Source organism: Halomonas sp. Mc5H-6, from assembly GCF_024124705.1.
Lineage (GTDB): Bacteria > Pseudomonadota > Gammaproteobacteria > Pseudomonadales > Halomonadaceae > Vreelandella > Vreelandella subterranea.
Window position 1 is genome coordinate 267013 of record NZ_JAMXSI010000001.1, and the last position, 26506, is coordinate 293518.

The window sequence follows — 26506 nt, forward strand, 5'->3', positions numbered from 1 at the left end:
GATGAAGGACGATGATTCGCGCAGCGACATGGAAAACGATACATCGCCATCGGCCGAGCAGCAGAAGACGGAAGATCGTTGGACCCAGGGCCCCGAAGTGCCGCCTAATAAAAAGCGGCATGAGGAGGCGGGGCATCCCGATGACGACGCCGATACGCTGCGTGAGCGCCAGCGGCTGGCGCAGATCGAGATGATGGATCACTGGATTGGCGGTGTGTTGGCAGAGCAGCGGCGTTCGCGTCGTTGGAAGCTGTTTTTTCGCCTGTTGATGCTGAGCCTGTTCGCGGTGGCGCTGGGGCTGGGCATATACCGGTTCTATGCCCCGTCGGAAGCGACGCCCGCTGCTGCACACCTCGCCAGAGTGGACGTTAACGGCGTGATCGCCGAGGACGCACCAGCCAATGCCGAGCGGATCATTGAAGGGCTGCGCAACGCCTGGGAGGCCGATAGCGCCAAGGCCGTGGTGCTTCATATCAACAGCCCGGGCGGCAGCCCTGTGCAGTCACAGCGGGTTTATGCGGAAATCATGCGGCTGCGCGAATCGGGGGATAAACCCATCGTGGCCGTCATTGAAGACATCGGTGCCAGCGGCGCTTACTACATTGCCGCCGCTGCTGACGACATCGTGGCCTCGCCGGTGAGTCTGGTGGGTTCCATCGGGGTGATTTATTCCGGCTTCGGGCTGCAGGAAGCCATCGATCGGGTGGGCGTCGAGCGGCGCGTGTTGACCGCCGGGGACAACAAGGCCTTTCTCGACCCCTTTCAGCCGTTTGACGACGAAGACGAAGAATTCTGGCAGAGCGTGTTGAACAGTACCCACCAGCAGTTCATCGATGATGTAAAAGCGGGGCGCGGTGATCGTTTGAGTGATGATGAATCCTTGTTCAGCGGCCTGGTATGGAGCGGCGAGCAGGCCCAGGCGCTGGGGCTGATCGACCAGTTGGGTAGTATCGATGATGTTGCCCGTGAGTACGGCGATGAGGTCGAGTGGCAAAACTACACGCCGAGCCTGGACCCGTTCGATCGGCTGACCCGGCGCTTCACTCGAACGGCCGCCCAGCTTCTGGGGGTCGACACATCCCCTTCGCCGCTGCGTTTTCAATCACCCTGAGGAAGGTTGCTGCCAAGCGGGTCGAGGCCCGCTTGGCGCAGCATGCTGCAAAGGGCGATCAAGGGTAGGCCCACCAGGGCGTTGGGATCGTGCCCCTCCAGGCGTTCGAACAGCGCGATGCCCAGGCCCTCCATGCGAAAGCTGCCTGCGCTATCGAGCGGCTGTTCTTTAGCGACGTAAACACTTATTTCCTCTCGGCTTAGCTGCCGGAAGACCACCTCGAAGGGCTCTACGTGAACGCGGTGCGACTGATGGCGGGTATCGAGTAGTGCCAGACCCGTCAGGAAGGTCACCCGTTGGCCGGAAAAGCGGTTGAGATTATGTTCGGCGCGCTCGCTGGTGTGGGGCTTGCCCAGGATGTCGCCCTCGAAGACGGCAACCTGATCAGAGCCGATAATCAAATGGTCGTTAAACCGTTCGGCCACGGCGTTGGCTTTGCTTAACGCCAGTCGATGAACCAGCTGGTGCGGTGTTTCTGCCTCTCTGGGCGTTTCATCGATATCGGGCGAGCAGCATTCATAGGGCATCTGCAGGCGGTCGAGCAGCGCGCGGCGCGAACGCGAACTTGAGGCCAGGACAAGCGCAGGCGTTGTATGAGGCATGCAGTTTTCCTTCGTGAGGTAAGAGTCGTTTGCAGTCAATCGGTATGATAGTTGCCCAGTTTACCCAAACTTGGGGCTTATCCTACCGCACGACCACAAAGAATTGCGTCCTTGGCTTTGACACCAGCATGGGGAGTGCCTATCATTGCGCGCCTATGTTGACCTCACAACTCCCCAGCCGGGTTGAGCCTTATAAGCTTGCAGCCCGCCGCGAACGACTCGAAGGCCTGGTAGCGCTTGATAGGCTGCCACGCCTCGCCGAAGAAGCCGGACTCCAATCGGGCGACTGTCACGTCGTGCTCGAATTTGGTGTCGATGCTCAGGGGCGACGTGAAATTCGTGGTCATATGCAAGCGACACTGGCGCTGCCTTGCCGCCGTTGTCTGGAGCCGCTCAGCCAGCACGTTACCAGCGATTTCCTGTTAGGGATGGTCGCTGATGAAAGCTTGGCCGGAGAGCTGCCAGCCAGTCATGAGCCGGTGCTGGTGGAACATGAACAGCTGGACTTGCTGACGGTCGTTGAAGATGAACTGATCCTCAGTCTGCCCCAAGTGGTTTACCACGAGGAAGCAGAGTGCCACGTTTCGGCAGAGCAACTGGTCAGCAAGACAGAAGGCGGGGAGCAGGAAACAACCCCCGTCAATCCTTTCGCGGTGCTTAGCACGCTGAAAGGCAAGAAGTAAGCACCCATAATCCGACAGACCCTGGAGTACTCCCATGGCAGTTCAAAAGAACCGTAAAACTCGTTCCAAGCGCGGTATGCGTCGTAGCCACGATGCGCTGACCGCCCCGACGCTGTCTCAAGACAAAGAAACCGGCACCACCCACCTGCGCCACCACGTTTCGCCGGATGGTTTCTACCGCGGTCGCAAGGTGGTTGACGCGTAAAGCGTCTCTGCCGATCGATACGACTAAACGAATGGGTGCTTTGTGCGCCTAGCAATTGATGTGATGGGGGGCGACCAAGGTCCTCACGCGCTGATTGAAGGGGCAGCCAGGGCCGTTATCGAAACCCCTGGTCTCGAGCTTATTCTGTTTGGTCCGCATCAGCAGATCAGTGCTGAGCTTTCGCGTTTGCCGCGGCCTTTGGCTGCGGCAACGTCACGTTTATTGGTCCATGATGTGGCTCATAGCGTGGCGGCGACGGCGACGGCTGCCTGGGCATTGCGCCGCGGGCAGTCGACCAGTATGGCGCAAATGCTGCGTTGCCTGGCCCAGGGCGATGCCCTGGCGGGTGTCAGCGTTGGCAATACGGCAGCCCTGGTGGCGCTGGCCCGGCGCGAGCTGGGCATGCTGGCGGGTATGTCACGACCGGCTATCAGTACGGCCATTCCTGCGCGCGGTGGGCGGCGCTGTTATTTGCTGGATCTGGGCGCCAATGTTGACTCGCCAGCGAGCCGTCTGGTCGAGTTTGCCCTGATTGGTGCGGCAATGGCAGAGCAGGTGGACGGTATCGCGCGCCCGCGCGCGGCATTACTCAACGTTGGTGCCGAGTCAACCAAAGGCAGTGCCAGCGTGCGCGAAGCCGACAGATTGCTTCGCGAATCGGCGGACAGCTTGCCATTTGCCTACCTGGGTTATGCCGAGGGCGGCGATATCTTTCAGGGCGAACTGGATGTGATTGTCTGTGATGGTTTTGCAGGCAATGCCGTTCTCAAGGCCAGCGAGGGTTTGGCCGGAATGCTGGTCGAGCGGGTGCAACTGGCGTTTGCGTCGCGCCTGAGAGGGCGCCTGGCGAGCTGGATTGGCAAGCCCGTGCTAAAGCACTTAAAGCAAGAACTGGATCCGGTACGCTACAACGGTGCCAGCTTACTAGGCTTGCAGGGTATCGTGGTGAAAAGCCACGGAGGTACCCGTGCAGATGGCTTTTACTATGCCATTCGCCGCGCGATGCAGGAAGTTGAGCACAACCTGCCCGAGCGGCTTGCCAAGCGCTGGTCCTTCAATGAGTAGCGACTGTTTTAATGGTGCAGTGATGGTGTCATTGCATCGCAGGTTAGCGGGTCATGGTGAGCAGCAGGATGTGCCCATGACCGCGTCTATCGCTCAACTGAGCAAATGCCTACAAGAGCAAAGGTGAACGACATGTCTCAACCCCTTGCCCTCATTTTTCCCGGGCAGGGCTCTCAGCAGCTTGGAATGCTGCGCGAGCTTGCCGAGCGTTACAGCGTGGTGGGAACGACCTTTGAGGAAGCGTCGGATGCGTTACGCTACGACTTATGGAAAGTCGTTCAAGAGGGGCCAGAAGCCTCGCTAAATGCTACCGAATGCACTCAGCCAGCGTTGCTGTCCGCCAGCATAGCGATATGGCGTGTCTGGCAAGAGCTGGAAGGGCCGCGCCCGACGGTCATGGCAGGGCACAGCCTGGGTGAATACAGCGCCATGGTCTGTGCCGGTGTGCTGGGGTTTGCCGAGGGCGTTAAACTGGTTCGCCTTCGCGGTGAGGCCATGCAGCACGCAGTGCCAGCGGGAGAAGGCGGTATGGCCGCCATTCTGGGGCTCGATAACGCGTCTGTGGAGGCCGCCTGTGCCAGCGCAGCGCAAGGGGACGTCGTGTCAGCCGTCAACTACAATGCCCCGGGCCAGGTGGTGATTGCGGGCGACAAGGCAGCCGTCGAGCGGGCGATTGTGGCGTGTCAGGAAGCGGGCGCCAAGCGGGCGATGCCGCTACCGGTTTCCGTGCCTTCCCACTGCAGCCTCATGCGCCCGGCAGCGGACCGCCTGGCGGCGGCGATGCAGGAAATCGAGCTGCGTCCGCCGCGCTACACGGTCATTCAAAACGTAGACGCCGAGGCGCATGCTGACGTTGACACGCTGCGCACACGGCTGATCGAACAGCTCTATCAACCCGTGCGCTGGAGCGACTGTGTCGAGACGATGGCTGCCCAGGGGGCTAACGTGTTTATCGAGTGTGGCCCGGGTAAAGTGCTGACCGGCTTGAATAAGCGTATTGTGCGTGGCAGTAAAAGCCTGGCGGTCAACGATCCCGATAGCTTGGATGCTGCACTTGAGTTGGCCCGCGACGCGTTGGCGGATGATGCATGATAAGTGGTGATTTTCCGCTATCCTTGCTTATTTACATGGTGAAAGGCAGTACCTTATGACCCAAGAACGTAGAGTAGCGCTTGTTACGGGTGCCAGTCGTGGCATCGGCCGGGCGGTCGCTTACGAACTGAGCCGCCAGGGACGTATTGTCGTTGGTACAGCGACGAGCGATGCGGGGGCGGCCAAGATTGATGCCGACTTCGCAGATCAGGGCATTGAAGGGGCTGGCTTATGCCTCGATGTCACCGATCAGGCGAGCATCGATGACGTGTTGAAAACCATTGCGGAGCGATTTGCTGCGCCGACTATTCTGGTCAACAATGCCGGCATCACCCGCGACAATTTATTGATGCGCATGAAGGAAGACGAGTGGGACTCGGTGATGGACACCAATCTCAAATCCGTTTACCGCGTCAGCAAAGCGTGTTTGCGAGGGATGACCAAGGCGCGTTTTGGGCGTATTGTGTCGATCAGCTCGGTGGTGGCGACCATGGGCAACCTGGGCCAGACTAACTACGCGGCGGCCAAGGCGGGCATGGAAGGCTTTAGCCGAGCGCTGGCCCGTGAGGTCGCTTCGCGGGCCATTACGGTCAACTCGGTGGCCCCGGGGTTTATCGCCACTGACATGACCGAAGCGCTACCTGAAGCGCAGCACGAAATGCTGCTCAAGCAGATTCCGTTGGCGCGCCTGGGTTCGCCGGATGAAATTGCCGCTGCTGTGGGGTTTCTGGCCAGTGATGCGGCAGGATACATCACCGGCGAGACGCTGCATGTTAACGGCGGCATGAATATGCGTTGATGGCCTTGAGTTTGGCGGTTGCGTCAGCTCAAGGGCGTCTATAAACTACCCCGCAGCTTTTGGCTTGCGGTTCCCAAATAGCTGGTTATCCAAAACGGCTAATGTGAATGACTGGAGTACGTTGATGAGTACTATTGAAGAGCGCGTAAAGAAAGTAGTGGCTGAGCGCCTGAACGTTAAAGAAGAAGATATCCAGAATAGCTCTTCTTTTACTGAAGACCTGGGTGCTGACTCGCTTGACACAGTTGAGCTCGTCATGGCGTTGGAAGAAGAGTTCGATACGGAGATTCCGGACGAAGAAGCCGAGAAAATCACCACGGTGCAAGAAGCCATCGACTACGTTAACGCCCATCAGTAAGGCTTAGTTGATGCATCGAACCCGGGTAGGTGGCTTGATGTCTACCCGCATTAAAAAGCCGTCCTTCCAGGGGACGGCTTTTTTGCTTTGCGGTCGCACTGAATATAACGTTCAATCTCCGTTATACTAGCGGCAACTTTGACGACTGATAATGACTCACAAGGGTCGAGTCACCATGGATGCCTGGAGGAAGGTTGATGGCGCGAAGAAGGGTAGTGGTAACCGGGCTAGGTCTGGTAACCCCAGTTGGAAATACGGTCCAGGAATCGTGGGCCAATATTGTGGCCGGGCAGAGCGGTATCGCGCCGATTGAGCATTTCGATACCAGCGGCTTCAACACGCGGTTTGGCGGGTCGGTCAAAAATTTTGACATCAGCCCGTATCTGAACCCCAAAGATGCCCGCAAGATGGACTTGTTCATCCAGTACGGCATGGCCGCGGGCGCTCAGGCGATTCAGGATTCAGGTCTTGAGTGCACCGAAGCCAACGCTGACCGCATCGGTGTGGCGATTGGGTCCGGCATTGGCGGATTGCCTATGATCGAGCACAATCACGATGCGCTGAATAAAGGCGGAGCGCGCAGAATTTCGCCCTTTTTTGTCCCAGGGTCGATCATCAACATGATCTCGGGCAATATGGCGATTCAGCACGGCTTCAAAGGGCCCAATATTGCGATTACCACAGCCTGTACCACGGGGACGCACAATATTGGCTATAGTGCGCGCACCATCGCCTATGGCGATGCCGACGTGATGGTCTGCGGTGGCGCGGAAATGGCCACGACACCGCTTGGCCTGGGTGGGTTTGCAGCCGCCCGCGCGCTGTCGACCCGCAATGATGACCCCCAGGCGGCCAGCCGTCCCTGGGATACCGATCGTGACGGCTTTGTGTTGTCTGACGGGGCCGGTGTGCTGGTGCTTGAAGAGTTCGAGCACGCCAAGGCTCGCGGCGCAACCATCTATGCGGAACTGGCCGGGTTTGGCATGAGCGATGACGCTTACCACATGACGTCGCCACCCGAAGATGGCAGTGGTGCTGCGTTGTCGATGAGTAACGCCATCAAGGACGCGCAGATCGATCCTGCCGAGGTGGACTATATCAACGCTCATGGTACCTCGACAGCATCAGGCGATCTGGCTGAAAGCCGGGCCGTCGAGAAAGTCATGGGCCAGGCGGCTGAAAAAGTGGCCGTCAGTTCGACCAAGTCGATGATTGGCCACCTGTTGGGAGCGGCTGGGGCCGTGGAGGCGGTGTTTAGCGTGCTGGCTATCCGTGACCAGATCGCACCGCCCACGATTAACCTCGACAATCCGCAGGAAGGCTGCCGACTGGATTACGTCCCGCACACGGCTCGTGACATGCGCATCGATGCTGTGCTGTCGAACTCCTTTGGCTTTGGCGGTACCAACGGGTCATTGCTGTTCAAAAAGGTGTAAGCCGGTATGAGCCAGCCCTGGGTACCTTTTGACGACCGCGGGCTGGCCTACGGCGACGGCGTCTTTGAAACCGTTCTGCTGCGCGATGGTCAGCCGGTGCTCTGGCAGCAGCATCTGGAGCGGCTTCAGTTGGGCTGTGAGCGCCTGAAAATCGACCCGCCATCGCCAGCCGATTTGGCGGGTACCTGGCAAGCAACACCCGCTGCCGGGTGGGAAGTGCTCAAGATTATCGTCACCCGGGGGAGTGGTGGTCGCGGCTACGCGACGCCTGACGTGGCGGTGCCCCGTCTTATGAGCCGTCGTGTGCCTTTTCAGCCAGATCCGTCGGCCTGGGCACAGGGCGTCAGCGTGCGTATCTGTTCGTTACGCCTTGCCCGGCAACCGCGTTTGGCGGGTATCAAGCATCTCAACCGTCTTGAAAATGTGCTGGCTCGCCAGGAATGGCAGACAACGGACTACCGTGAAGGCTTGCTGGCCGATGATCACGGCCTGGCCGTGGAAGCGACCAGCATGAACCTGTTTTGGGAAAAGGGCGGGCGCATCATGACGCCGGCGCTGGACCAGTGCGGTGTTGAAGGCACGCTGCGCGCCGCGTTGATTGACGCGCAGCTCGTGACCCTCGCCCAATTGCCGATTGATGAGGTCGCGTTGGTTGACCGGCTGTGGCTGGCCAACTCAGTGCAGGGCGTATGGCCGGTCAATGCATTGTGGACGGCGCAAGGCGCACTCCTGCGTCACTGGGGGGTGTCCAGGCATGATCCCCTGCAAGCGGTGGCCCACCCGTTGCTCGGTTACCCAGCGACGCCTTAACGTATTGAATATTGAGGTCTTATAGTGAAACGCTTGGTGGTGGCACTGGCCATGGTGGTAATGGTGGGCGTTGCCGGTGTCGTCGGTGGTTATGCTTATTGGCAGCAGCGGCTTGATGCGCCGCTGACGATTGATGAACCCACGCTGTATCAAGTGCCCTCGGGTGCCGGTCTTAACCGCGTTGTCGGTGAGTTGGAGGCGCAAGGCATTATTGAGGATGCCTGGGCTTTCCAGCTGATGACGAAACTGCAGCCGCAGGATTTGCCGGATTTGCGCACCGGGGAATATCTTCTCGAGCCTGGCATGACCGGCATGGAGCTTCTGGCGCTGTTCGACAGTCACGATGTCGTGACCTATCCGCTGACCTTCCCCGAAGGATGGACCTTTGCCCAGATGCGTGAGCAACTGGCAGCAGCTCCCAAACTTGAACAGCGCACGGCGGATATGAGCGATGAGGAGGTCATGGCGCTGCTTGGTCGTGAGGGAACCTATCCGGAAGGCTGGTTCTTCCCCGATACCTATCACTATCACCTGGGGATGAGCGACGTCGATATCCTGCGTCAGTCGCTTGAGCGTATGGAGCGCATACTTGAAGAGGTATGGGCGGAACGCGACGACGATCTGACCATCGACTCGCCCTATGAGGCGTTGATCATGGCATCGTTGATCGAACGCGAAACCGGGGCGCCTGAAGAGCGGCGTGAAATCGCGGGCGTTTTCAAGCGGCGGATGGAAAGGGGCATGCGGCTGCAAACCGACCCGACGGTTATCTATGGCATGGGGGAGCGCTATGAGGGACGGATTAGCCATGCCGATTTGCGCGAGGCCACGCCCTACAACACCTACGTGATTGATGGGCTGCCGCCGACGCCTATCGCGATGCCGGGTCGGGCTTCGCTGGAAGCCGCCGTGAACCCTCTACCGGGCGATACGCTGTATTTTGTCTCGCGGGGCGACGGCACCCATAAGTTCTCGAGCACGCTGCGGGAGCATAACAACGCCGTGAACCGTTATATCCGCAACCGTGACTAATATTACCCAGAGGCCATGATGACGAAGCACGGTCGCTTTATCACCCTAGAAGGCGGTGAAGGTGTAGGTAAGTCCACCAATATGCAGTTCGTGGTGGCCTGGCTGGAAGCGCAGGGAATCGAAGTGGTGGCCACGCGGGAGCCAGGGGGAACGCCTCGGGCGGAAGCGATTCGCCAACTGCTGTTGGACCCTGCCCCCGAGGAATGGCTGCATACTGACGCTGAGCTGCTGCTCATGTTTGCCGCCCGCGCCCAGCATCTGGCCGAAAAGATTCTGCCTGCACTGGCGCGGGGTGCCTGGGTGGTCTGTGATCGCTTCACCGACGCGACATATGCCTATCAGGGTGGCGGCCGAGGGATTCCGGTAGAGCGTATCGCAGCGCTTGAGGCGTTTGTGCAGAAGGGGCTGGCGCCTGATCTGACGCTATTGCTGGATATGCCACACGACGCTGCCAAGCAACGCCTGGAATCACGCCTGCGCGACCAGCATACCCAGCGAGACCGGTTTGAAAAGGAGCAGGCAGACTTCTTTCAGGCCGTCCGTAATGCCTACCTGGCGAGGGCCGAACAAGCGCCGGAGCGGTTTGCCGTGATCAACGCCCACCAGTCCCTGGCGGAGGTCCAGTCCGATATCTGTGACACCCTGGCCCGGCGAGTCGCGTTATGGGACTGAGCGGTGTACTGCCCTGGCATGAACCCACCTGGCGCCAGCTATGCCGTCTTGCGGACACCGGACGAATGCCCCATGCGTTGCTGTTCAGCGGCGAGCATGGCGTCGGCAAGCAGCGCCTGGCGGAGGCACTGATTGCCCGGACCATGTGTGCCGCCCCGGGCGAGCAGGCCTGTGGCCAGTGCCGCAGCTGTCAACTGCTGGCCTCTGGCTACCATCCCGATTTGCTGCGCATTGCGCCGGAAGAAGGCAAGCGCCAGATTCGCATCGATACCATTCGTGACGTCAATCGCTTCGTCTCGCAAACGGCGCAGCAGGGTGGCTACAGGGTCATCGTTATCTCGCCGGCTGAAGCCATGAACGTGGCGGCGTCAAACGCGCTGTTGAAAAGCCTGGAAGAGCCGGGCGATCAAACATTGTTTATCCTCTTGGCGGACGTGCCCTCCAGAGTGCTGCCCACCATTCGCTCGCGCTGCCAGCAGTGGCCGCTACCCAGCGTTGCATTAGCCGATTGCCTGGGCTGGTTGACCGAACAGTTGGCAGGCGAGGACGAAGCGCGCTTCTGGTGGCAGGTGTCAGGTGGACTGCCGTTGCGCGCGGTCGAGCTTGCCGCTCCCGAGGCCCGCGCCTTGCGACAGCAGTTGCACGACTGTTTCGAACAGCTGGTGCGGGGCGGGGAGCCGGTGTCTGAAGCCGCGCGGCTAGACCGTCAGGCGATAGATGCGATTTTATGGTACGGTATTGCCTGGCTCGAAGACCTGATCAGGCTGGGGCTGTCCGGCTCCACCTCCTCCCTGCGCAATCCCGATTTACTTCCGCTTTACCGTCAAGCGGTGAAAAATGCCCGGGTACGGGACTGGTTTAAACTGCTGGACTATGCCCGCGAGCAGCGCCGCCTGCTCGCTGTTGGTGCCAATCCCAATCCGCAGCTTGTGCTGGAAGCGTGGCTGGTACGCTGGTCGGCATTGCTCCGCTCCTAGACCGACTGACGAGGTGTTATGGCAACGCAAAAAGCGCTCTCCCTCACGGTGCCCGATGTGCCCACGTTATTGTCGGCCTATATGCCGTTTCTCGACCGCGGGGGCATGTTCATCCCCACGCGCGGCTACTATGACCTGGGCCAGACCGTCTATTTACTGCTGACACTGCCGGGGGAGAGCGAGCGCCTTTCGCTAAGCGGCGAGGTGATCTGGGTGTCTCCCGACGGTGTCACCGGTCGGCGCATGCCGGGTATCGGTATTCACTTCAACGCACAGGACTACCGAGTACGAGACCGTATTGAAACGCTTCTGGCGGGGCAGCTGGACAAAGCGGCGCCCTCATTTACTCTTTAACGCCCACCACGAGAGCGACATGTTTGTTGATTCCCACTGTCATCTGGACCGCCTATCCGACACCACGCACAACGGTAGCCTTGCGGCAACGCTCGAGGCCGCCCGCGGCGTTGGCGTCAATCAGTTTCTTGCCATCGCCGTGACCCTTGAGGACATGCCCAAGCTTGCCGACATTGCCAGAGAGCACGAGGATGTCGTCATATCGGCGGGGCAGCATCCCCTGCATGACGCACCGGTCGAACCCAGCGTCAGCGACATCCAGGAAGCGGCCGAACAGTTCGGTGCGGTGGCCATCGGCGAGACGGGCCTTGACTACCATTATGCGGACCGCGTGCCGGTGGCGGTGCAGCACGAACGTTTCAAGCGCCACCTGATCGCCGCGCGTGAGCTCGAACTGCCCGTGGTGGTGCATACCCGCGATGCCAAGGAAGACACCCTGGCCTTGCTGCGTGAGCACAGCGACCCGCGAGTCGGCGGCGTGCTCCACTGCTTTACCGAAGATATCGAGATGGCGCGTGAAGCTGTGCGCCTGGGGTTCTATATTTCATTGTCGGGTATCGTCACCTTCAACAGTGCCGAGTCGCTGCGCGAACTGGCAGTCCAGTTGCCCCTTGACCGACTGCTGATTGAAACCGACAGCCCCTACCTGGCGCCGGTGCCGTATCGCGGTAAACCCAACGAGCCAGCCTGGGTGGTGGAAGTGGCCGAGTGCATTGCCGAAGCGCGGGGTATCAGCGTGGATGAAGTCGCCATGCAGACCACGGCCAATTTCTATCAGCTCTTTCGTGATGCCGTCCCCGAGGCGCCCGAACAGGTTCGCCAAGCGTTGGCAGAAGCGGGGCTATTGGCTAAGACTAGTGGTTGAATGATGAGCTAAACAGGCAAGCCAGGGCGAGGTAACACGATGAATATAGACCGATTGCTCGATTATCGTCAGGGCGCTTCCAGCATACCGCCACTCGATGACTGGCAGCCCGCCCTGTCAGGCGATATGGACATACGCATCGATGCCCAGGGCGGCTGGTGGCATGAAGGAACGCCTTTTGCCCGTGCCAGCGTCGCGCGGTTGCTGTCGACCTTGCTGCGTCATGATGCCGAGGGCTATTGCCTGGTAACACCTATCGAGCGCTGGCGTATCAAGGTGGATGATCGGCCGCTGGTCGCCGTGGAAGCCGATTTTCATGACGATGCGTGGTGGTTGACCACGCAGTTTGACGACGTCGTGCGCCTTGATGCCGAGCACCCCTTGACGTTGAGCGAGACGCCGCAGGGAGATCAGGTGCCGGAAATTGCCGTACGTTTCGGGCTGGCAGCCAGGTTGCATCGCCATGTCTACTATCAGCTTGCTGAGGTCGCCGAATTACGCGATGAAGGGGCCGGTCGTCAGGCGCTGAGTGTCTACAGCGCCGGCCACTGGCACCCCATCGGCTACCTGGAAGGGCATGAGCTTGATGGGTTATCACCCAGCGAGGGGTCGTGAAGCTAACCGCTGAACAGCAAGCCGTCATTCACCACGATGAGGGCCATGCCCGTGTTGCTGCGGTGGCCGGTGCCGGTAAAACCACCACCATGGCAGCACGTGTTCACCATCTGCTCGCCCGCGGTGTTCCGCCCAAGCGCATTCTGGTGCTGATGTTTAACCGCTCCGCCCGGGAAGATTTTCAGCGTCGCCTGGCCAGTATGGCGCCATCCGGCCAGGCGCTACCTGACGTTCGTACTTTCCACTCGCTGGGTCACCGGCTGACGCAAAGTCTGTGTCGCTGGGGCGTTCTGGCGCCGCGTCGCCTGTTGTCGGCGGAATGGCAGCTCGAGCGTTTGCTTCGCCAGGCCAGCCTGAATGTGCTCAGCGATGCCGTTGAGCGCCGCGATGCGGCGCTGGAAGGTGATCGACTCGAGACGCTGGCCCATTTTTGCGGTCTGGTCAAAGCCGAAATGCTGCCCCCTGAAGCCCTCTTTGAACGTCTCAATTACGACCCCGATACGGACTATTTCCCCGCCGCCTTTAACGAGGCCGAACGCCTGTTGCGTAGTGAAGGGGTGATGACCTATGCGGATCTGCTTTATCGTCCGCTGCAAGCCCTCGAAGCCGATGGCGCCTTACGCAGCCGGGTAGAGGGTTTTCTCGATCACGTGATCATCGATGAGTATCAGGATATCAATGCGGCCCAGCAGCGCCTGCTGGCGGTTCTGGCGGGTAAGCGGGCATCCGTGATGGCGGTGGGCGACGCCAATCAGTGTATCTACGAATGGCGCGGTGCGCGGCCGGATACCATGCTAGAAAACTTTACCGCCACCTTTGGCGAAGCGACCGATTACCCTCTCTCGACCACGTTTCGCCACGGCCATGCCCTGGCGCTGGCGGCCAACCATGCGATTGCCGCCAACCAGCGTCGGCCGGACCAGCTATGTTTGGCCGCGCCCCACAATCCGGATACCCGCTTGTCCGTGGGGCAGGGTGGTCGGCAACTGCTGGATGCGTTGATCGACTGGCAGGCGCAGGGCCGCGTGTTGAGCGACGTGAGTCTCCTGGTGCGCAGTTGGGCGCTTTCGGTGCCGTTTCAACTGGCGCTTCTGCAGGCCGGCATCCCCTTTCGGCTGGCCCGCGAAGACCGCTTCGTGTTTCGCCTGCCGCTGGTTCAGGCGCTGGCCGGGTATTTAAAACTTTCCCGTCGCCCGACATTGCTGCAAGACCCCGAACAACTCACCTTGCTGCTGGCCCAGCCCACGCCATTCGTGGCCCGCGAGCGCCTGCAGCGGCTGGCTCAGTATCTCGCCAGCCGTCAAGCATGGCCGGAAAATCACGACCCGGTGATCAGTGATTTAAAGCCCATCCAGCGGCGCACGCTGAAAAAACGCTGGACCTTGCTGTGCGAACTGCCGCAGCTCAGCGCATGGCCGCCCGCCAAGCTCCTGCAGCACGTCGTGGACACCATCGAGGCCGAGAAAACCCTGAAACGCGCTGCCGCCCGGCGCGATAAAGGCGAAGAAGACGTGCGCTTGCTGGACGTGTTGATCGAGCAGGCGCAAAGCGTTTCGGACCCGGATGCGTTTATCGAGCTGTTGGAGCGCCCGGTGGAGAATCAAGCAGCGGGGGTTTTGATCAGCACCGTTCACGGCGCCAAGGGGCTTGAGTGGCCCTTCGTCGCCGTGGCAGGTGTCAACGAGGAAGATTTTCCTTATTACAGCCGTGACAACCCGCTTACTGACGACCGGCTGGAGGAGGAGCGGCGGCTGTTTTATGTCGCGATCACGCGCTCGAAAGAACGGCTGCTTGTGCTTCACGATGGCGGGGCGCATCGGCCCAGCCGTTTTATTACCGAAAGCGCCTGGCAGGACAGCATGCAGGTCGCCGCCTGCCTGGCTGGCGACAACACGCCGTCGAAGACGCTGCGGGTCACGTCGCCATCGCTCGTGGGGCGTTACCTGAGCCAGCTAGGGCGTGATGACATCGAGTTGGCAGCGCCCGAGGTTCAAGCCCCGCAGGCGGCCTACACCGCAAGCGCGTTCTATCCTGGCCAGCGGTTGCACCATGCGGTGTTCGGCGAAGGCGAAGTGGCCACCGTAGAGGGTAACCCAAGCGACCCGGTGATCGATGTGCGCTTCGATCAGGCAGGTCGGCGACGGCTGATCGCCAGCCGGGCTCCCATCGAACGGCTGGCCTGATAAAGAAAATGCCCCAGTGATGGGGCATTTAGCTTCATTGACATGCGTAGTGTGCCACCGAAGTCGCTACATGTTCGGGTAGTTGGGGCCGCCGCCGCCTTCTGGCGCTACCCAGGTAATATTCTGAGCCGGATCCTTGATATCGCAGGTCTTGCAGTGGATGCAGTTCTGGAAGTTGATCTGGAAGCGTGGCTTCCCTTCGTCATCCTCGACGACTTCATAGACACCTACCGGGCAGTAGCGCTGGGCGGGTTCGGCATACTTGGGCAGGTTGTCGCGAATCGGTAGGTCTGGATCGTCCAGACGCAGGTGGCAAGGCTGGTTTTCTTCGTGGTTGGTGTTGGACAGGAACACCGACGATGGCTTGTCGAAGGATAGCTTGCCATCGGGCTTGGGGTAGTCGATCTTCTCGCACTCGTCGGCGGGTTTCAGAGCCCCGTGATCGGTGGTCGTATCGTGAAGGTTGGGGAGCTTGTTGCCCAGTAGTTGATTGGCAAAATTATACGCGCCGCCCCCGACAGTGCCGTATTTATGAATGGCCGGGCCAAAGCTGGCGCTTTCTTTCAGCTCTTGATAGGCCCAGCTGGCTTCCCATTTGTCGTTGAAGCTCGTCAGTTCCTGGGCGCCTTCGTCGCCGTTCTTTATCGCTTCAAACACGCTTTCGGCTGCCACCATGCCCGATTTCATGGCGGTGTGCAGGCCCTTGATCTTGGCAAAGTTGAGCGTGCCCGCATCGCAGCCGATGAGCAGGCCACCTGGGAAGGTCATTTTAGGCAGACAGTTGAAGCCGCCTTTGGTGATCGCCCGGGCGCCGTAGGCAACGCGTTTGCCGCCTTCCAGGTATTGGCTGAGTACCGGGTGGTGCTTCATGCGCTGGAATTCGTCGAACGGTGACAGCCAGGGGTTCTGGTAGCTCAGGTCCATGATCAGCCCGACCACCACCTGCTGATTTTCAGCGTGGTAGAGGAACCAGCCACCATGCGCATTGTTGCCCAGCGGCCAGCCGGAGCCGTGCAGGACGACGCCCGGTTCATGCTTGTCGGCAGGCACGTCCCAAAGCTCCTTCAGGCCGATACCGTAGTGCTGTGGGTCGCGTCCGGCGTCGAGGGAAAAGTCCTCGATCAAGCGTTTGCCAATATGGCCGCGGGCGCCTTCGGCAAACAGGGTGTATTTTGCCCGCAGTTCCATGCCGGGCATGTGGCTATCTTTTGGCGAGCCGTCGGCGGCCACGCCCATGTCACCAATGAGGATGCCACGTACCGCACCGTCTTCAACGATGGCTTCCTGGGCGGCAAAGCCCGGGAATATCTCCACGCCCAGGGCCTCTGCCTGTTCCGCCAGCCAGCGGCACAGGTTGCCCGCGCTGATCACGTAGCGGGTAAGGTCGCCGCCGGTATTATGCATGCTTTTGGGCACCAGCGCGTTGGGCAGTTTCTGCGCCTTGTCAGCATCTTTCAGTAGGTAAACATCATCGCGGATGGCGGGCGTGTTGAGGGGCGCGCCGCGCTCTTGCCAGTCGGGAAACAGCTCATTGAGGGCGCGGGGTTCAAACACGGCACCGGACAGAATATGCGCGCCGACTTCCGAGCCTTTTTCAACCACGCAGACGGTCAGTTCCTGCTCCGCGTCGTTGGCCTGCTGCATCAGGCGGCAGGCCGCCGCCAGTCCTGATGGGCCAGCCCCGACGATGACCACGTCAAAGTCCATCACATCGCGTTCAACGTTCTCCACCTGGTGTCTCCTTACTCTCATAAGGGCCATTGTTTACAATGACTAGCGATTGGGAACTAGCTTATAAAAACATGGCCTTAATTTTAAACGGTCGTTTGCTTCTGGTTATCCTTCATAATAGGCATAATACCTGTGTAAGGTCACGCCTACGATGCTAAATGGCGATTTCACATTTAGCGACGATGAAGGGCGGCCCATCCAGTGATGGGGATTCGACCAAGGCCGTAAGCAGCGCCTATTGTTGCAGGCAGGTAGGCTATGGCAAATTAAAAAGGTTTTTTATTTGCACGCCTATCAAACGCTCGAATGAATTTGATGCGGCCAGCCTTTCCGGGCCGCAATGTGATATCCGAAGCTTCTCAAGGTGCCTGCCAGGTGGGTGCCATCCAGGGTTAACGGCTTCACCACAAGCCAAGCGAGGAACCTATGAAAGTACTTGTCGCGGTGAAACGCGTCATCGACTACAACGTCAAAATTCGTGTCAAAGCGGACCATTCTGACGTCGACCTTACCAACGTCAAAATGGCCATGAACCCCTTCTGCGAAATTGCCGTGGAAGAGGCCGTGCGTCTGAAAGAGAAGGGCGTTGCGACGGAAGTGGTCGCCGTGACGGTGGGCCCCAAGGCCGCCCAGGAACAGCTGCGCACCGCGCTGGCGCTGGGGGCGGATCGCGCCATTCATATCGAAACTGACGAGCGCGCCGAATCACTGGCTGTGGCCAAGCTGCTGGCCAAGGTGGTCGATGAAGAGCAGCCGGGCATGGTGATTCTCGGCAAGCAGGCCATCGACACCGACAATAACCAGACCGGCCAGATGCTTGCCGCCTTGACCAACCTGCCCCAGGGCACCTTTGCGTCAGAGGTGACCGTCGACGGTGACAAGGTTCACGTGACCCGGGAAATCGATGGCGGTCTGCAGACGGTTGCCTTGACGCTGCCGGCGATCGTCACGACCGACTTGCGCCTCAACGAGCCGCGCTACGCCAAGCTGCCGGATATCATGAAAGCCAAGAAAAAGCCCATGGACGTGAAGACCCCCGCCGATCTGGGTGTCGAGGTGGCGTCCAAGGTCAGCCTGTTGAAAGTCGAATCCCCGGCGGAGCGCAAGGGCGGTATCAAAGTGGCCTCGGTAGACGAGCTGATCGACAAACTGAAAAACGAAGCCAAGGTTCTTTAAGGTCGGTTCTTTACAACCCGTACTTTGAGACGAGTTCTTCGAGACAAGCGCTTTGAAAGGAGCTGATTTTATGAGCATTTTGGTACTTGCCGACCTTCATGAAGGCCAGCTGGCGGGCGCCACGGCCCACGTCGTGGCGGCGGCTAAAGCCATTGGTGGCGATATCGACGTTCTTGTCGCTGGTGAAGGCGTTCAGGCCGCGGCCGAGGCGGCGGCCAAGCTTGACGGCGTGAGTAAAGTACGCGTTGCGGATAACGCCGTTTACGCCCACCAGCTCGCCGAGCCTATGGGCGCACTGCTGGTCGAACTGGCCGATGGCTATACCCACGTACTGGCCAGCGCCTCCACCACCGGCAAAAACGTGCTACCGCGTCTGGCGGCCTTGAAAGACGTCAGCCAGCTTTCCGATGTGCTTGCCGTGGATAGCGCTGACACCTTCAAACGCCCGATTTACGCGGGTAACGCCATCGCGACCGTCAAGAGCGACGACGCGCTGAAAGTCATCACCGTGCGTACCACCGGCTTTGATGCCGTGGGTGATGGCGGCACCGCCACCATCGAAGCCGTTGATACCGTGGTCGACAATGCCCAGTCCAGTTTCGTCAAGCAGGAGCTTGCCGAGTCGGACCGCCCGGAGCTTGGCGGCGCCAAGGTGGTGATTTCCGGCGGCCGCGGCATGGGCAACGGCGAAAACTTCAAGCTGCTCGACGGCATTGCCGACAAGCTGGGGGCGGCGATTGGTGCTTCCCGCGCCGCGGTAGACGCAGGCTTCGTGCCCAACGATATGCAGGTTGGCCAGACCGGCAAGATCGTGGCCCCGGAGCTGTATATCGCGGTGGGTATTTCCGGCGCCATACAGCACCTGGCCGGCATGAAGGACTCCAAGGTGATCGTCGCGATCAACAAGGACGACGAAGCGCCGATCTTCCATGTTGCCGATTATGGCCTGGTTGGCGATCTGTTCGAGATCCTCCCGGAGCTGGAAAGTAAGCTGTAACCAGTTGAAATCGTGAGATTAAAAGCCGACTTCGTGTGAAGTCGGCTTTTTTATATGAGCTGGGTTAGATAAACTGCCGTTAGTTGACTAAAATACTGGGGCAAAAGCGAAATCAGCCCCTTGCGGTTGAAAAAGCAATGAGGTGACCGCACCTAGTTATTGAAACCGGATATTGCTGAACGCAAAGAAAGCCACTGAAAGGAGATGATCAATATGGCACATACACTTCCAGAGTTACCCTACGCGTACGATGCGCTAGAACCGCACATTGATGCGATGACCATGGAGATCCACCATTCTCGTCACCACAACACCTATGTCACCAACCTGAATGCCGCGCTGGAAGGCACAGGTCTCGAAGACGTGCCGGTTGAAGAACTGATCTCCAATTTGGACCGTGTTCCGGAAGACAAGCGTCAGCCCGTGATCAATAACGGCGGCGGCCATGCCAACCACTCCATGTTCTGGCAAATGATGTCGCCCAATGGCGGTGGCCAGCCGCAAGGCAGCGTAGCCAAGGCGATTGATGCTGAGCTGGGCGGTTTTGAAGCCTTCCAGGAAGCGTTCAAGAAAGCAGCGCTTGGTCGCTTTGGTAGTGGCTGGGCCTGGCTATCCGTGACACCCGAGAAAAAACTGGTCGTTGAAAACACGCTGAACCAGGATAGCCCGCTAATGCACGGCAATACGCCGGTACTGGGTCTGGATGTCTGGGAGCATGCGTACTACCTCAAGTACCAGAACAAGCGCCCTGACTATGTCGCCGCTTTCTTCAACGTGGTGAACTGGGAAGACGTCGAGCGTCGTTATCAAGCGGCCATCGCTTAACACCTAGTCGCGCTACGTATGACGCCATCAGATGGCCTCTGCTTGAAAACCGCCTCCTTAATCGGGGGCGGTTTTTTTGCTGTCGTGAATAGTATTGGGCAATAGCTGTCAATATCCTGTGGATGAAAAATACCACATATGCTTGAATTGATTTTCAGATGGTCTATATATAGTATGCGTTGTAGCTTCTAGAGAGGGCGGGCACAAGATATGCCCTACCCGAAAAATGCCGCTATGAAAAGGAAAATGACCATGGAAATTCAAATTTATAGCAAGCCAGCCTGTGTGCAATGCACCGCTACCTATCGCGCGCTGGACAAGCAGGGACTTCCTTATACCGTGATCGACATCACCGCCGAATCGGGTGCCCAAGAAGAAGTCGAAGCGCTGGGTTATCGTCAGTTGCCGGTCGTCGTTGCCGGTGAAGACCACTGGTCAGGCTTCCGTCCAGACCGCATCCAAGCCCTGGCGTAAGTTACCCATGCTGACAGATGGACGCACGCCCTCCATGGTCGGCAATCTGGTGTATTTTTCCACCAAATCGGGCAATACCCACCGTTTTATTGAAAAGACAGGTTTGGCTGCCCAGCGCTTGCCGCTCAGTCGGCAAGCGCCGGTCCCCCAGGTGGATCAGCCTTACATTCTGGTAACGCCCACCTACGGTGGCGGTCAGGCCAAGGGGGCGGTGCCGGGCCAAGTGATCCGGTTTCTGAATGACGAACATAATCGCCACCTGATACGTGGGGTGATTGCCGCGGGTAATACCAACTTTGGCGACGCGTATGGCCTGGCGGGCCGCATCATTGCGGAAAAATGCCAGGTACCGTTGCTTTATCGATTCGAACTGTTTGGCACTGACGAAGACGTCGCCAAGGTCCGTGAAGGAGTAGAAGAGTTTTGGAAACGACAACCCTAGCCTCGAGAAATGTCACTGAAACGCAACGGCCTGCGGCGGCAAGCGACGGTCGCACCATGGATTACCATGCGCTGAACGCCATGCTGAATCTTTACGGTGCCAACGGTGAGCTTCAGCTGGATAAAGACCGCGAAGCCGCACGTCAGTACTTCCTGCAGCACGTCAATCAGAACACCGTGTTCTTCCATTCCCTCGAAGAGAAGCTCGATTACCTGGTCGAGGAGCAATACTACGAAGCGGACACGCTGGCGCAGTATGACTTTTCTTTCGTGAAGGCGCTGTTCGAGCAGGCGTATGCCTACAAATTCCGCTTCCCGAGCTTTCTTGGCGCCTTCAAGTATTACACCAGCTACACGCTCAAGACCTTTGATGGCAAGCGTTACCTCGAACGCTACGAAGACCGCGTTTGCATGGTGGCGCTTGCCCTGGCACGTGGCGATGAAACCCTGGCCAAGTCGCTGGTCGATGAAATCATCAGCGGCCGTTTCCAGCCGGCCACCCCCACCTTCCTGAACTGCGGTAAACAGCAGCGCGGCGAGCTGGTGTCCTGCTTCCTGCTGCGCATCGAAGACAACATGGAATCGATCGGCCGCTCCATCAATTCGGCGCTCCAGCTGTCCAAGCGGGGCGGCGGCGTTGCCTTCCTGCTCAGCAATATTCGCGAGTCGGGCGCGCCCATCAAGCGCATAGAGAACCAGTCGTCGGGCATCATCCCGATCATGAAGCTGCTCGAGGATGCGTTTTCCTACGCCAACCAGCTCGGCGCGCGCCAGGGTGCCGGTGCCGTTTACCTGAACGCTCACCATCCGGATATCCTGCGCTTCCTGGATACCAAGCGCGAAAATGCCGATGAAAAAATCCGCATTAAAACGCTCTCGCTGGGGGTGACCATTCCCGATATCACCTTCGAGCTCGCCAAGCGCAACGAAGACATGTACTTGTTCTCGCCCTATGACGTCGAGCGGGTCTACGGCGTACCGTTTGGTGATATCAGCGTAACCGAGAAGTACCATGAGATGGTGGCAGACGCGCGTATCCGCAAGCAGAAAATCAACGCGCGTGCCTTCTTCCAGACCCTGGCCGAGCTGCAGTTCGAGTCCGGCTATCCGTACATCATGTTCGAAGATACGGTGAACCGCGCCAACCCCATCGCGGGCCGGATCAACATGAGCAACCTGTGCTCGGAAATCCTTCAGGTGAACACGCCGACGGATTACGACGAAGACCTCGGCTATCGGCATATCGGCCAGGATATCTCCTGCAACCTGGGGTCCATGAACATCGCCAAGGTGATGGACTCGGGCGACATTGGCACCAGCGTCGACGTGGCCATTCGCGGGCTCACCGCGGTATCGGAAATGAGCAACCTGAGCAGCGTGCCCTCCATTGCGGAAGGCAATGCCAAGTCCCGGGCGATCGGTCTTGGGCAGATGAACCTGCACGGTTTCCTGGCCCGTGAGCATATCTATTACGGCTCCGATGAAGGCCTGGACTTTACCAATCTGTATTTCTATTGCATCGCCTATCACGCGCTGCGGGCGTCAAACCGGCTGGCGATCGAGCACGGTGACACCTTTGCGGGCTTTGCCGACTCTACCTACGCGTCGGGTGAATTCTTCGACCAGTACACCGACCAGGCCTGGGAACCGCGTACCGAAAAAGTGCGTGGACTGTTTGAGCGCAGCGGTATTGCCTTGCCGACCCAGCAGGACTGGCAAGAGCTGAAAGCCAGCGTCATGGCGCACGGGCTATATAACCGCAACCTGCAGGCCGTTCCGCCGACGGGGTCGATTTCCTACATCAATCACTCGACGTCGAGCATTCACCCGGTGGCGGCCAAGATCGAGATCCGCAAGGAAGGCAAGCTGGGGCGGGTTTACTACCCGGCACCGTTCCTCAACGAAGCCAATTTCGATTACTTCCAGGACGCCTATGAAATTGGTCCTGAAAAGATTATCGACACCTACGCCGAGGCGTCCAAGCACGTCGACCAGGGCCTGTCGCTAACGCTGTTCTTCCCGGATACCGCCACCACGCGGGATATCAACAAGGCGCAGATTTACGCCTGGCGGAAGGGCATCAAGACCCTGTATTACATCCGCCTGCGCCAGAGCGCGCTGGAAGGTACAGAGGTGGAAGGCTGCGTATCCTGCACGCTTTAAGCGCCCGACGACTTTCAAGAGAGTGACGATATGAACATGATGCAACGTTTATCGCGGGTCGATGCGATTAACTGGAACCGTCTGCAAGACGATAAAGACCTCGAAGTGTGGAACCGTTTGACCAGCAACTTCTGGCTGCCGGAAAAAGTCCCGCTGTCCAACGATATCCAGTCGTGGAATACGCTGACGGATAAAGAGAAACAGCTGACCATCCGCGTGTTCACCGGCTTGACGCTGCTGGATACCATCCAGAGCAGCGTCGGCGCGCCGGTGCTCATGGAAGACGCGCGCACGCCCCACGAAGAGGCGGTGTATACCAATATCGCCTTTATGGAGTCGGTTCATGCGCGCTCCTACAGCTCGATTTTCTCGACGCTGTGCACCACCCGCGATGTCGACGATGCCTTTCGCTGGAGCGAGGAAAACCCGACCCTGCAGGCCAAATCCGAGCTGATCCTGGGCCGCTATCGCTCAGACGACCCGCTGATGCGCAAGGTCGCCAGCGTCTTTCTGGAGTCGTTCCTGTTCTACTCCGGCTTCTACCTGCCGATGTACTGGTCAAGCCACGCCAAACTGACCAACACGGCGGACCTGATTCGCCTGATCATCCGCGACGAGGCAGTGCACGGCTATTACATCGGCTACAAGTTCCAGCAGGACCTGGCCGAGGCAACGCCGGAGCGTCAGCAGGAGGTCAAGGACTACGCCTACGAGCTGCTGCTGGAGCTTTACGACAACGAAGTCCGCTATACCGAGTCGCTGTACGACGAGGTTGGCCTGACCGAAGATGTCAAAAAGTTCCTTCACTACAACGCCAACAAGGCGCTGATGAACCTTGGCTTCGAGGCGCTTTTCCCCAGCAGCGAAACGGATGTGGACCCCACAATCATGGCGGCGCTATCACCTAATGCCGATGAGAACCACGACTTCTTCTCCGGCTCAGGGTCGTCCTATGTAATCGGCAAGGCCGTCGCCACCGAAGACGATGATTGGGCGTTTTAATACCGCTATGCGCGGATGGTGCTGATCAAGGGTAAGGACGAGAGGAGCGGCGCATGCCAACCAACCCAGCTAACGTATTGGAAATAGCCGCTGCCGTGGTGAGCGACCCGGAGGGTCGCTTGCTATTGGTGCGTAAGCACAATACGTCTTTCTTCATGCAGCCCGGCGGCAAGGTCGATGCGGGTGAGGCCGCGCTTGAGGCGCTATCCCGTGAGCTGGAAGAAGAACTGGGATTAAACGTCAATGAGGATCAGCTGATCCCGATGGGTGTTTACAGCGCTCCTGCGGCTAACGAGGCGGGTGTGATGCTGGAAGCGCATTTGTTCAGTTTAGTGATTGACGTACCGGTCGAGGCGGCGGCTGAAATAGCCGAAGCGAGGTGGGTGACTCGGGAAGAGGCCTGGCAGCTTCCATTAGCACCGCTGACAAAAGAGTATGTCGTGATCAGTTAACCAGGCGTGTTTGATATCGCGCCGGTTGTTAACAAGATAGACGTTGATACGGGAGCCCTGGCGGCTCCCGTTTTTATTTTGTAGCAGGCTAAAATCAATTGAACGCTAATGATAAATATTGTCATTTATTTTGTAGATGGTAGGCTATGGGCACTCGATATGAAACGCAACTCGTTCTTATATTTGATGTGTTCTCTATAGCGGCAGGGTGACTGCCAGTGATCAGTGACGGAGAGTCGATGTGCTGAACAAGCCTTTCTTTGCCCTGCGGGGCTGCTGGTTGGCGTGCATGCTGGCCAGCGGTTCGCTAATGGCAAGTGACGAGACGCTCGAGCAGGCCAGTCAAGGTGTTGATGCCCAGCAGCTTCAAGCCGAACTTCAACAGCAGATAGACAGCGCCGATGAACAGACCCGGGCGGCGCTTCAAGAGCTGCGCGAGCTTGAGCGCGATACGCGCCAGCTTGAATCGCAAAATGCCTCGCTGACGGGCCGGTTGGCCGAGGAAGCCGAGCGGCAGGCGCGACTGACCGCCGCGCTGGACACCCTGGCCGACACCCGCGCCGCGCTGCCGGACATCGAGCAGAGCATGCAAGCTCAGCTTACCCAATGGATCGAACGCGATCTGCCGTTTCTTAAAGAGCAGCGGCTGGCCCGGATCGAAACCTTGCAAAACGACGAGGGCGCGGAGCCCGCCGAGCAGATTGAAAGCATGCTGGATATCTGGCGCACGGAGCTGGATTACGGCCGAGAAATGGATACCTGGCGGGGGCGTTTGAGCTTGGCCGATGATCAGCAGCTGGAAGTGGACTTCCTGCGCATCGGGCGTATCGGCTTCTACTACCTGACGCCCGATGGCCGCCAGGGCGGCGTATGGAATGCCGATGGCGGCGAGTGGCAGTCACTGGGCACTGAGCACCTACAGGCAGTGCGTGATGGGCTGCGGATGGCGGAAGATCAGCGGGCGCCGGATATCCTGACGCTGCCGCTATCCATTACCGTATCGGCCGACCAGGGAGAGCAGCCATGATGCGCGATCTCAAGAAATGCCAACGTTATATGATGGTGGCGCTGCTGATGGGGCTGACAAGCTTGAGCCCGTTGGCGAACGCGCAGTCGCAGGAGACAACCTCGCTGCGTGAGGCCCGCGAGGCCGCTGAAATTCGTGACCAGCAGCGCCTGATCGAGCTGCTGGACGACCAGGCGGCGCTTGAAGAGGCACTTGAGCAGGCGCGGGATCGCCAGCAAACCGCTCAGGCGCGTCACGATGCCTTGCAGGCACAGGATGCCGCGCAGTCGGTTGAGGCGGAGCGCCTGGCGGCGCGTCAGTCAGAGCAGGGCGAAGCGCTAAGCAATCTGCTGGATGCCCTCAACCAGCATAGTAACGAGGTGCGTAATGCACTGGGTGAAGATAGCTGGCTGACCTTGAATGAAGACGTGTTGCCGCCAAGGCTGAGTGACGTCAACGTGCTCGAGCGGGAAGTGCTGGAAGACGTGGTCGACAGGCTGGCGACGCTGACGCGGAACACCGGCAATGCAGAGCGGCTTGAACGCCCGGTGGCCGATGCCAGTGGCGAGATTTCTCTTCAGAACGTCGTGCGGCTGGGGGATTTCGCCGCATTTACCAACACCGATTTACTGCGCCAGGACGAGGAAGGGCATTTGACGGTGCTGCCCCGGACACCAGCGGAAATAGCCGATTATCTGGCCGCTTATCACCAGGGCGAGACGCGCGTGATGGCGATGGACCCAACCCGAGGTAGCGTGATCGATGCCCTGGCGCAGCGTCCCACCCTGATGGAGCGTTTCCATCAGGGCGGATACGTCGGCTATGTGGTCGTTGCTCTGGGGGGCATTGGCTTGTTGGTTGCCTTGCTGCAATACCTGTATCTGCTGGTTACCAGTCAGCGAGTGAATCGTCAGCTGAAAAGCCCCGACCAGCTCAAGGGTCATAATCCCCTTGGGCGCGTCCTGCTGCGCTTTGAAGGCATGGACAAGCATCAAACGCCGGAAGCATTGGAAGCACGCCTGGATGAGGCGGTGCTCGCCGAGCTGCCCCGTCTGGAACGCGGGCAGCCGATTGTCAAACTGCTGGCGGCCATCGCGCCCCTGCTGGGGCTGTTGGGGACGGTCACCGGCATGATCGTGACCTTCCAGGCGATCACGGTGTTTGGCACCGGCGACCCGCAACTAATGGCGGGTGGTATCAGCCAGGCGCTGGTGACGACCGTTCTTGGCCTGATTACCGCCGTACCGCTGCTGTTTGCGCAGACGGCCCTGTCAAGCCGCAGTCGCCACCTCACTCATGTTATTGAAGGGCAGGCAAGTGCCGCGCTGGCCGACCATCTGGAAGCCCAGCAGCCTTCCCAAGACGCGTCGGTGAGCTGAT

General features: G+C 59.2%; 28 protein-coding genes. 26 read left to right on the plus strand and 2 right to left on the minus strand.

What is annotated here, in order from left to right; translation table 11 throughout:
- Position 1: 1 nt before the first annotated feature.
- Positions 2-1111 (plus strand): signal peptide peptidase SppA, encoded by a 1110-nt coding sequence (gene sppA / locus NH395_RS01230; RefSeq protein ID WP_253021834.1) that lies wholly within the window; start codon positions 2-4, stop codon positions 1109-1111.
- Here the strand turns inward: sppA and NH395_RS01235 are convergent.
- Positions 1099-1713: a nucleoside triphosphate pyrophosphatase gene (locus tag NH395_RS01235; RefSeq protein WP_253021835.1), complete on the minus strand. Its 615-nt coding sequence runs from the start codon at positions 1711-1713 to the stop codon at positions 1099-1101. The genes sppA and NH395_RS01235 overlap by 13 nt on opposite strands.
- A 155-nt stretch (positions 1714-1868) precedes the next feature.
- On the opposite strand from NH395_RS01235, the gene NH395_RS01240 reads away from it, so the two are divergent.
- The 15 genes from NH395_RS01240 to NH395_RS01310 all read left to right on the plus strand — a co-directional run bounded on the left by NH395_RS01240 (position 1869) and on the right by NH395_RS01310 (position 14859).
- Complete coding sequence (locus tag NH395_RS01240) at positions 1869-2396, plus strand: YceD family protein (protein WP_253021836.1); 528 nt, start codon at positions 1869-1871, stop codon at positions 2394-2396.
- A 34-nt stretch (positions 2397-2430) separates the two neighbouring features.
- The gene (gene rpmF / locus NH395_RS01245; protein ID WP_027335444.1) at positions 2431-2601 is read left to right on the plus strand and encodes a 50S ribosomal protein L32; all 171 of its coding nucleotides are present in this window, start codon (positions 2431-2433) and stop codon (positions 2599-2601) included.
- Positions 2602-2643: 42 nt separating this feature from the next.
- Positions 2644-3666, plus strand: coding sequence for a phosphate acyltransferase PlsX (gene plsX, locus NH395_RS01250; RefSeq protein WP_253021838.1), 1023 nt, complete (start codon positions 2644-2646; stop codon positions 3664-3666).
- 132 nt (positions 3667-3798) lie between these two features.
- On the plus strand, positions 3799-4758 hold the full coding sequence (gene fabD / locus NH395_RS01255) for an ACP S-malonyltransferase (protein ID WP_253021840.1): 960 nt from the start codon (positions 3799-3801) through the stop codon (positions 4756-4758).
- Positions 4759-4813: 55 nt separating this feature from the next.
- Positions 4814-5557, plus strand: coding sequence for a 3-oxoacyl-ACP reductase FabG (fabG, locus tag NH395_RS01260; RefSeq protein ID WP_253021842.1), 744 nt, complete (start codon positions 4814-4816; stop codon positions 5555-5557).
- A 124-nt stretch (positions 5558-5681) separates the two neighbouring features.
- A complete protein-coding gene (acpP, locus tag NH395_RS01265) occupies positions 5682-5915 on the plus strand; it encodes an acyl carrier protein (protein ID WP_008956801.1) in 234 nt (77 codons plus the stop codon).
- 197 nt (positions 5916-6112) lie between these two features.
- Positions 6113-7351, plus strand: a complete 1239-nt coding sequence (gene fabF, locus NH395_RS01270; protein WP_066321015.1) for a beta-ketoacyl-ACP synthase II — start codon at positions 6113-6115, stop codon at positions 7349-7351.
- 6 nt (positions 7352-7357) lie between these two features.
- A complete protein-coding gene (gene pabC / locus NH395_RS01275; protein WP_253021844.1) occupies positions 7358-8161 on the plus strand; it encodes an aminodeoxychorismate lyase in 804 nt (267 codons plus the stop codon).
- Positions 8162-8185: 24 nt separating this feature from the next.
- A complete protein-coding gene (mltG, locus tag NH395_RS01280; protein WP_199825243.1) occupies positions 8186-9193 on the plus strand; it encodes an endolytic transglycosylase MltG in 1008 nt (335 codons plus the stop codon).
- An 18-nt stretch (positions 9194-9211) separates the two neighbouring features.
- Positions 9212-9865, plus strand: a complete 654-nt coding sequence (gene tmk / locus NH395_RS01285) for a dTMP kinase (RefSeq protein ID WP_253021846.1) — start codon at positions 9212-9214, stop codon at positions 9863-9865.
- Positions 9856-10842, plus strand: coding sequence for a DNA polymerase III subunit delta' (locus tag NH395_RS01290; protein WP_066321011.1), 987 nt, complete (start codon positions 9856-9858; stop codon positions 10840-10842). The genes tmk and NH395_RS01290 overlap by 10 nt, the downstream gene beginning before the upstream one ends.
- Positions 10843-10860: 18 nt before the next feature.
- Complete coding sequence (locus NH395_RS01295) at positions 10861-11196, plus strand: PilZ domain-containing protein (protein WP_066321010.1); 336 nt, start codon at positions 10861-10863, stop codon at positions 11194-11196.
- A gap of 19 nt (positions 11197-11215) precedes the next feature.
- Positions 11216-12061 carry a TatD family hydrolase gene (locus tag NH395_RS01300; RefSeq protein WP_253021848.1) on the plus strand — a complete coding sequence of 282 codons (846 nt, stop codon included), beginning with the start codon at positions 11216-11218 and terminating at the stop codon, positions 12059-12061.
- 39 nt (positions 12062-12100) lie between these two features.
- On the plus strand, positions 12101-12676 hold the full coding sequence (locus NH395_RS01305; protein WP_066321007.1) for a DUF1285 domain-containing protein: 576 nt from the start codon (positions 12101-12103) through the stop codon (positions 12674-12676).
- Entirely contained in the window at positions 12673-14859 is a 2187-nt protein-coding gene (locus NH395_RS01310; RefSeq protein WP_253021850.1) for an ATP-dependent helicase, read from the plus strand. The genes NH395_RS01305 and NH395_RS01310 overlap by 4 nt, the downstream gene beginning before the upstream one ends.
- A gap of 66 nt (positions 14860-14925) precedes the next feature.
- Here NH395_RS01310 and NH395_RS01315 read toward each other — a convergent pair whose 3' ends face one another.
- Positions 14926-16590: an electron transfer flavoprotein-ubiquinone oxidoreductase gene (locus tag NH395_RS01315; protein WP_253021852.1), complete on the minus strand. Its 1665-nt coding sequence runs from the start codon at positions 16588-16590 to the stop codon at positions 14926-14928.
- Positions 16591-17016: 426 nt separating this feature from the next.
- Here NH395_RS01315 and NH395_RS01320 point away from each other — a divergent pair, with 426 nt between their 5' ends.
- The 10 genes from NH395_RS01320 to NH395_RS01365 all read left to right on the plus strand — a co-directional run bounded on the left by NH395_RS01320 (position 17017) and on the right by NH395_RS01365 (position 26505).
- Positions 17017-17766 (plus strand): electron transfer flavoprotein subunit beta/FixA family protein, encoded by a 750-nt coding sequence (locus NH395_RS01320; protein WP_066321003.1) that lies wholly within the window; start codon positions 17017-17019, stop codon positions 17764-17766.
- 70 nt (positions 17767-17836) lie between these two features.
- Positions 17837-18763 carry an FAD-binding protein gene (locus tag NH395_RS01325; protein WP_253021854.1) on the plus strand — a complete coding sequence of 309 codons (927 nt, stop codon included), beginning with the start codon at positions 17837-17839 and terminating at the stop codon, positions 18761-18763.
- Positions 18764-18976: 213 nt separating this feature from the next.
- Positions 18977-19588 (plus strand): superoxide dismutase, encoded by a 612-nt coding sequence (locus tag NH395_RS01330; protein ID WP_066321000.1) that lies wholly within the window; start codon positions 18977-18979, stop codon positions 19586-19588.
- A 252-nt stretch (positions 19589-19840) separates the two neighbouring features.
- Entirely contained in the window at positions 19841-20062 is a 222-nt protein-coding gene (gene nrdH, locus NH395_RS01335) for a glutaredoxin-like protein NrdH (RefSeq protein ID WP_066320999.1), read from the plus strand.
- Between the two features lie 7 nt (positions 20063-20069).
- Positions 20070-20504, plus strand: a complete 435-nt coding sequence (nrdI, locus tag NH395_RS01340; protein WP_082926089.1) for a class Ib ribonucleoside-diphosphate reductase assembly flavoprotein NrdI — start codon at positions 20070-20072, stop codon at positions 20502-20504.
- A gap of 56 nt (positions 20505-20560) precedes the next feature.
- Positions 20561-22666 (plus strand): class 1b ribonucleoside-diphosphate reductase subunit alpha, encoded by a 2106-nt coding sequence (gene nrdE, locus NH395_RS01345; protein ID WP_082926096.1) that lies wholly within the window; start codon positions 20561-20563, stop codon positions 22664-22666.
- A 30-nt stretch (positions 22667-22696) separates the two neighbouring features.
- On the plus strand, positions 22697-23668 hold the full coding sequence (gene nrdF / locus NH395_RS01350) for a class 1b ribonucleoside-diphosphate reductase subunit beta (protein ID WP_066320997.1): 972 nt from the start codon (positions 22697-22699) through the stop codon (positions 23666-23668).
- A 53-nt stretch (positions 23669-23721) separates the two neighbouring features.
- Positions 23722-24120, plus strand: a complete 399-nt coding sequence (locus NH395_RS01355; RefSeq protein ID WP_253021856.1) for an NUDIX domain-containing protein — start codon at positions 23722-23724, stop codon at positions 24118-24120.
- 241 nt (positions 24121-24361) lie between these two features.
- On the plus strand, positions 24362-25147 hold the full coding sequence (locus NH395_RS01360; protein ID WP_253021858.1) for a DUF3450 domain-containing protein: 786 nt from the start codon (positions 24362-24364) through the stop codon (positions 25145-25147).
- Positions 25144-26505 (plus strand): MotA/TolQ/ExbB proton channel family protein, encoded by a 1362-nt coding sequence (locus tag NH395_RS01365; RefSeq protein ID WP_253021860.1) that lies wholly within the window; start codon positions 25144-25146, stop codon positions 26503-26505. The genes NH395_RS01360 and NH395_RS01365 overlap by 4 nt, the downstream gene beginning before the upstream one ends.
- Position 26506 lies beyond the last annotated feature (1 nt).

Excerpts from the sequence above, each read along its gene's own strand:
- nrdI (WP_082926089.1), top strand. The coding sequence starts at position 20,070 with ATGCTGACAGATGGACGCACGCCCTCCATGGTCGGCAATCTGGTGTAT.
- NH395_RS01355 (WP_253021856.1), top strand. The coding sequence starts at position 23,722 with ATGCCAACCAACCCAGCTAACGTATTGGAAATAGCCGCTGCCGTGGTG.
- fabG (WP_253021842.1), top strand. The coding sequence starts at position 4,814 with ATGACCCAAGAACGTAGAGTAGCGCTTGTTACGGGTGCCAGTCGTGGC.
- NH395_RS01290 (WP_066321011.1), top strand. The coding sequence starts at position 9,856 with ATGGGACTGAGCGGTGTACTGCCCTGGCATGAACCCACCTGGCGCCAG.
- NH395_RS01300 (WP_253021848.1), top strand. The coding sequence starts at position 11,216 with ATGTTTGTTGATTCCCACTGTCATCTGGACCGCCTATCCGACACCACG.
- rpmF (WP_027335444.1), top strand. The coding sequence starts at position 2,431 with ATGGCAGTTCAAAAGAACCGTAAAACTCGTTCCAAGCGCGGTATGCGT.
- pabC (WP_253021844.1), top strand. The coding sequence starts at position 7,358 with ATGAGCCAGCCCTGGGTACCTTTTGACGACCGCGGGCTGGCCTACGGC.
- NH395_RS01240 (WP_253021836.1), top strand. The coding sequence starts at position 1,869 with ATGTTGACCTCACAACTCCCCAGCCGGGTTGAGCCTTATAAGCTTGCA.
- nrdE (WP_082926096.1), top strand. The coding sequence starts at position 20,561 with ATGGATTACCATGCGCTGAACGCCATGCTGAATCTTTACGGTGCCAAC.
- fabD (WP_253021840.1), top strand. The coding sequence starts at position 3,799 with ATGTCTCAACCCCTTGCCCTCATTTTTCCCGGGCAGGGCTCTCAGCAG.
- nrdF (WP_066320997.1), top strand. The coding sequence starts at position 22,697 with ATGAACATGATGCAACGTTTATCGCGGGTCGATGCGATTAACTGGAAC.
- fabF (WP_066321015.1), top strand. The coding sequence starts at position 6,113 with ATGGCGCGAAGAAGGGTAGTGGTAACCGGGCTAGGTCTGGTAACCCCA.
- NH395_RS01320 (WP_066321003.1), top strand. The coding sequence starts at position 17,017 with ATGAAAGTACTTGTCGCGGTGAAACGCGTCATCGACTACAACGTCAAA.
- NH395_RS01330 (WP_066321000.1), top strand. The coding sequence starts at position 18,977 with ATGGCACATACACTTCCAGAGTTACCCTACGCGTACGATGCGCTAGAA.
- nrdH (WP_066320999.1), top strand. The coding sequence starts at position 19,841 with ATGGAAATTCAAATTTATAGCAAGCCAGCCTGTGTGCAATGCACCGCT.
- NH395_RS01235 (WP_253021835.1), bottom strand. The coding sequence starts at position 1,713 with ATGCCTCATACAACGCCTGCGCTTGTCCTGGCCTCAAGTTCGCGTTCG.
- NH395_RS01295 (WP_066321010.1), top strand. The coding sequence starts at position 10,861 with ATGGCAACGCAAAAAGCGCTCTCCCTCACGGTGCCCGATGTGCCCACG.
- tmk (WP_253021846.1), top strand. The coding sequence starts at position 9,212 with ATGACGAAGCACGGTCGCTTTATCACCCTAGAAGGCGGTGAAGGTGTA.
- NH395_RS01305 (WP_066321007.1), top strand. The coding sequence starts at position 12,101 with ATGAATATAGACCGATTGCTCGATTATCGTCAGGGCGCTTCCAGCATA.
- NH395_RS01365 (WP_253021860.1), top strand. The coding sequence starts at position 25,144 with ATGATGCGCGATCTCAAGAAATGCCAACGTTATATGATGGTGGCGCTG.
- NH395_RS01325 (WP_253021854.1), top strand. The coding sequence starts at position 17,837 with ATGAGCATTTTGGTACTTGCCGACCTTCATGAAGGCCAGCTGGCGGGC.
- sppA (WP_253021834.1), top strand. The coding sequence starts at position 2 with ATGAAGGACGATGATTCGCGCAGCGACATGGAAAACGATACATCGCCA.
- acpP (WP_008956801.1), top strand. The coding sequence starts at position 5,682 with ATGAGTACTATTGAAGAGCGCGTAAAGAAAGTAGTGGCTGAGCGCCTG.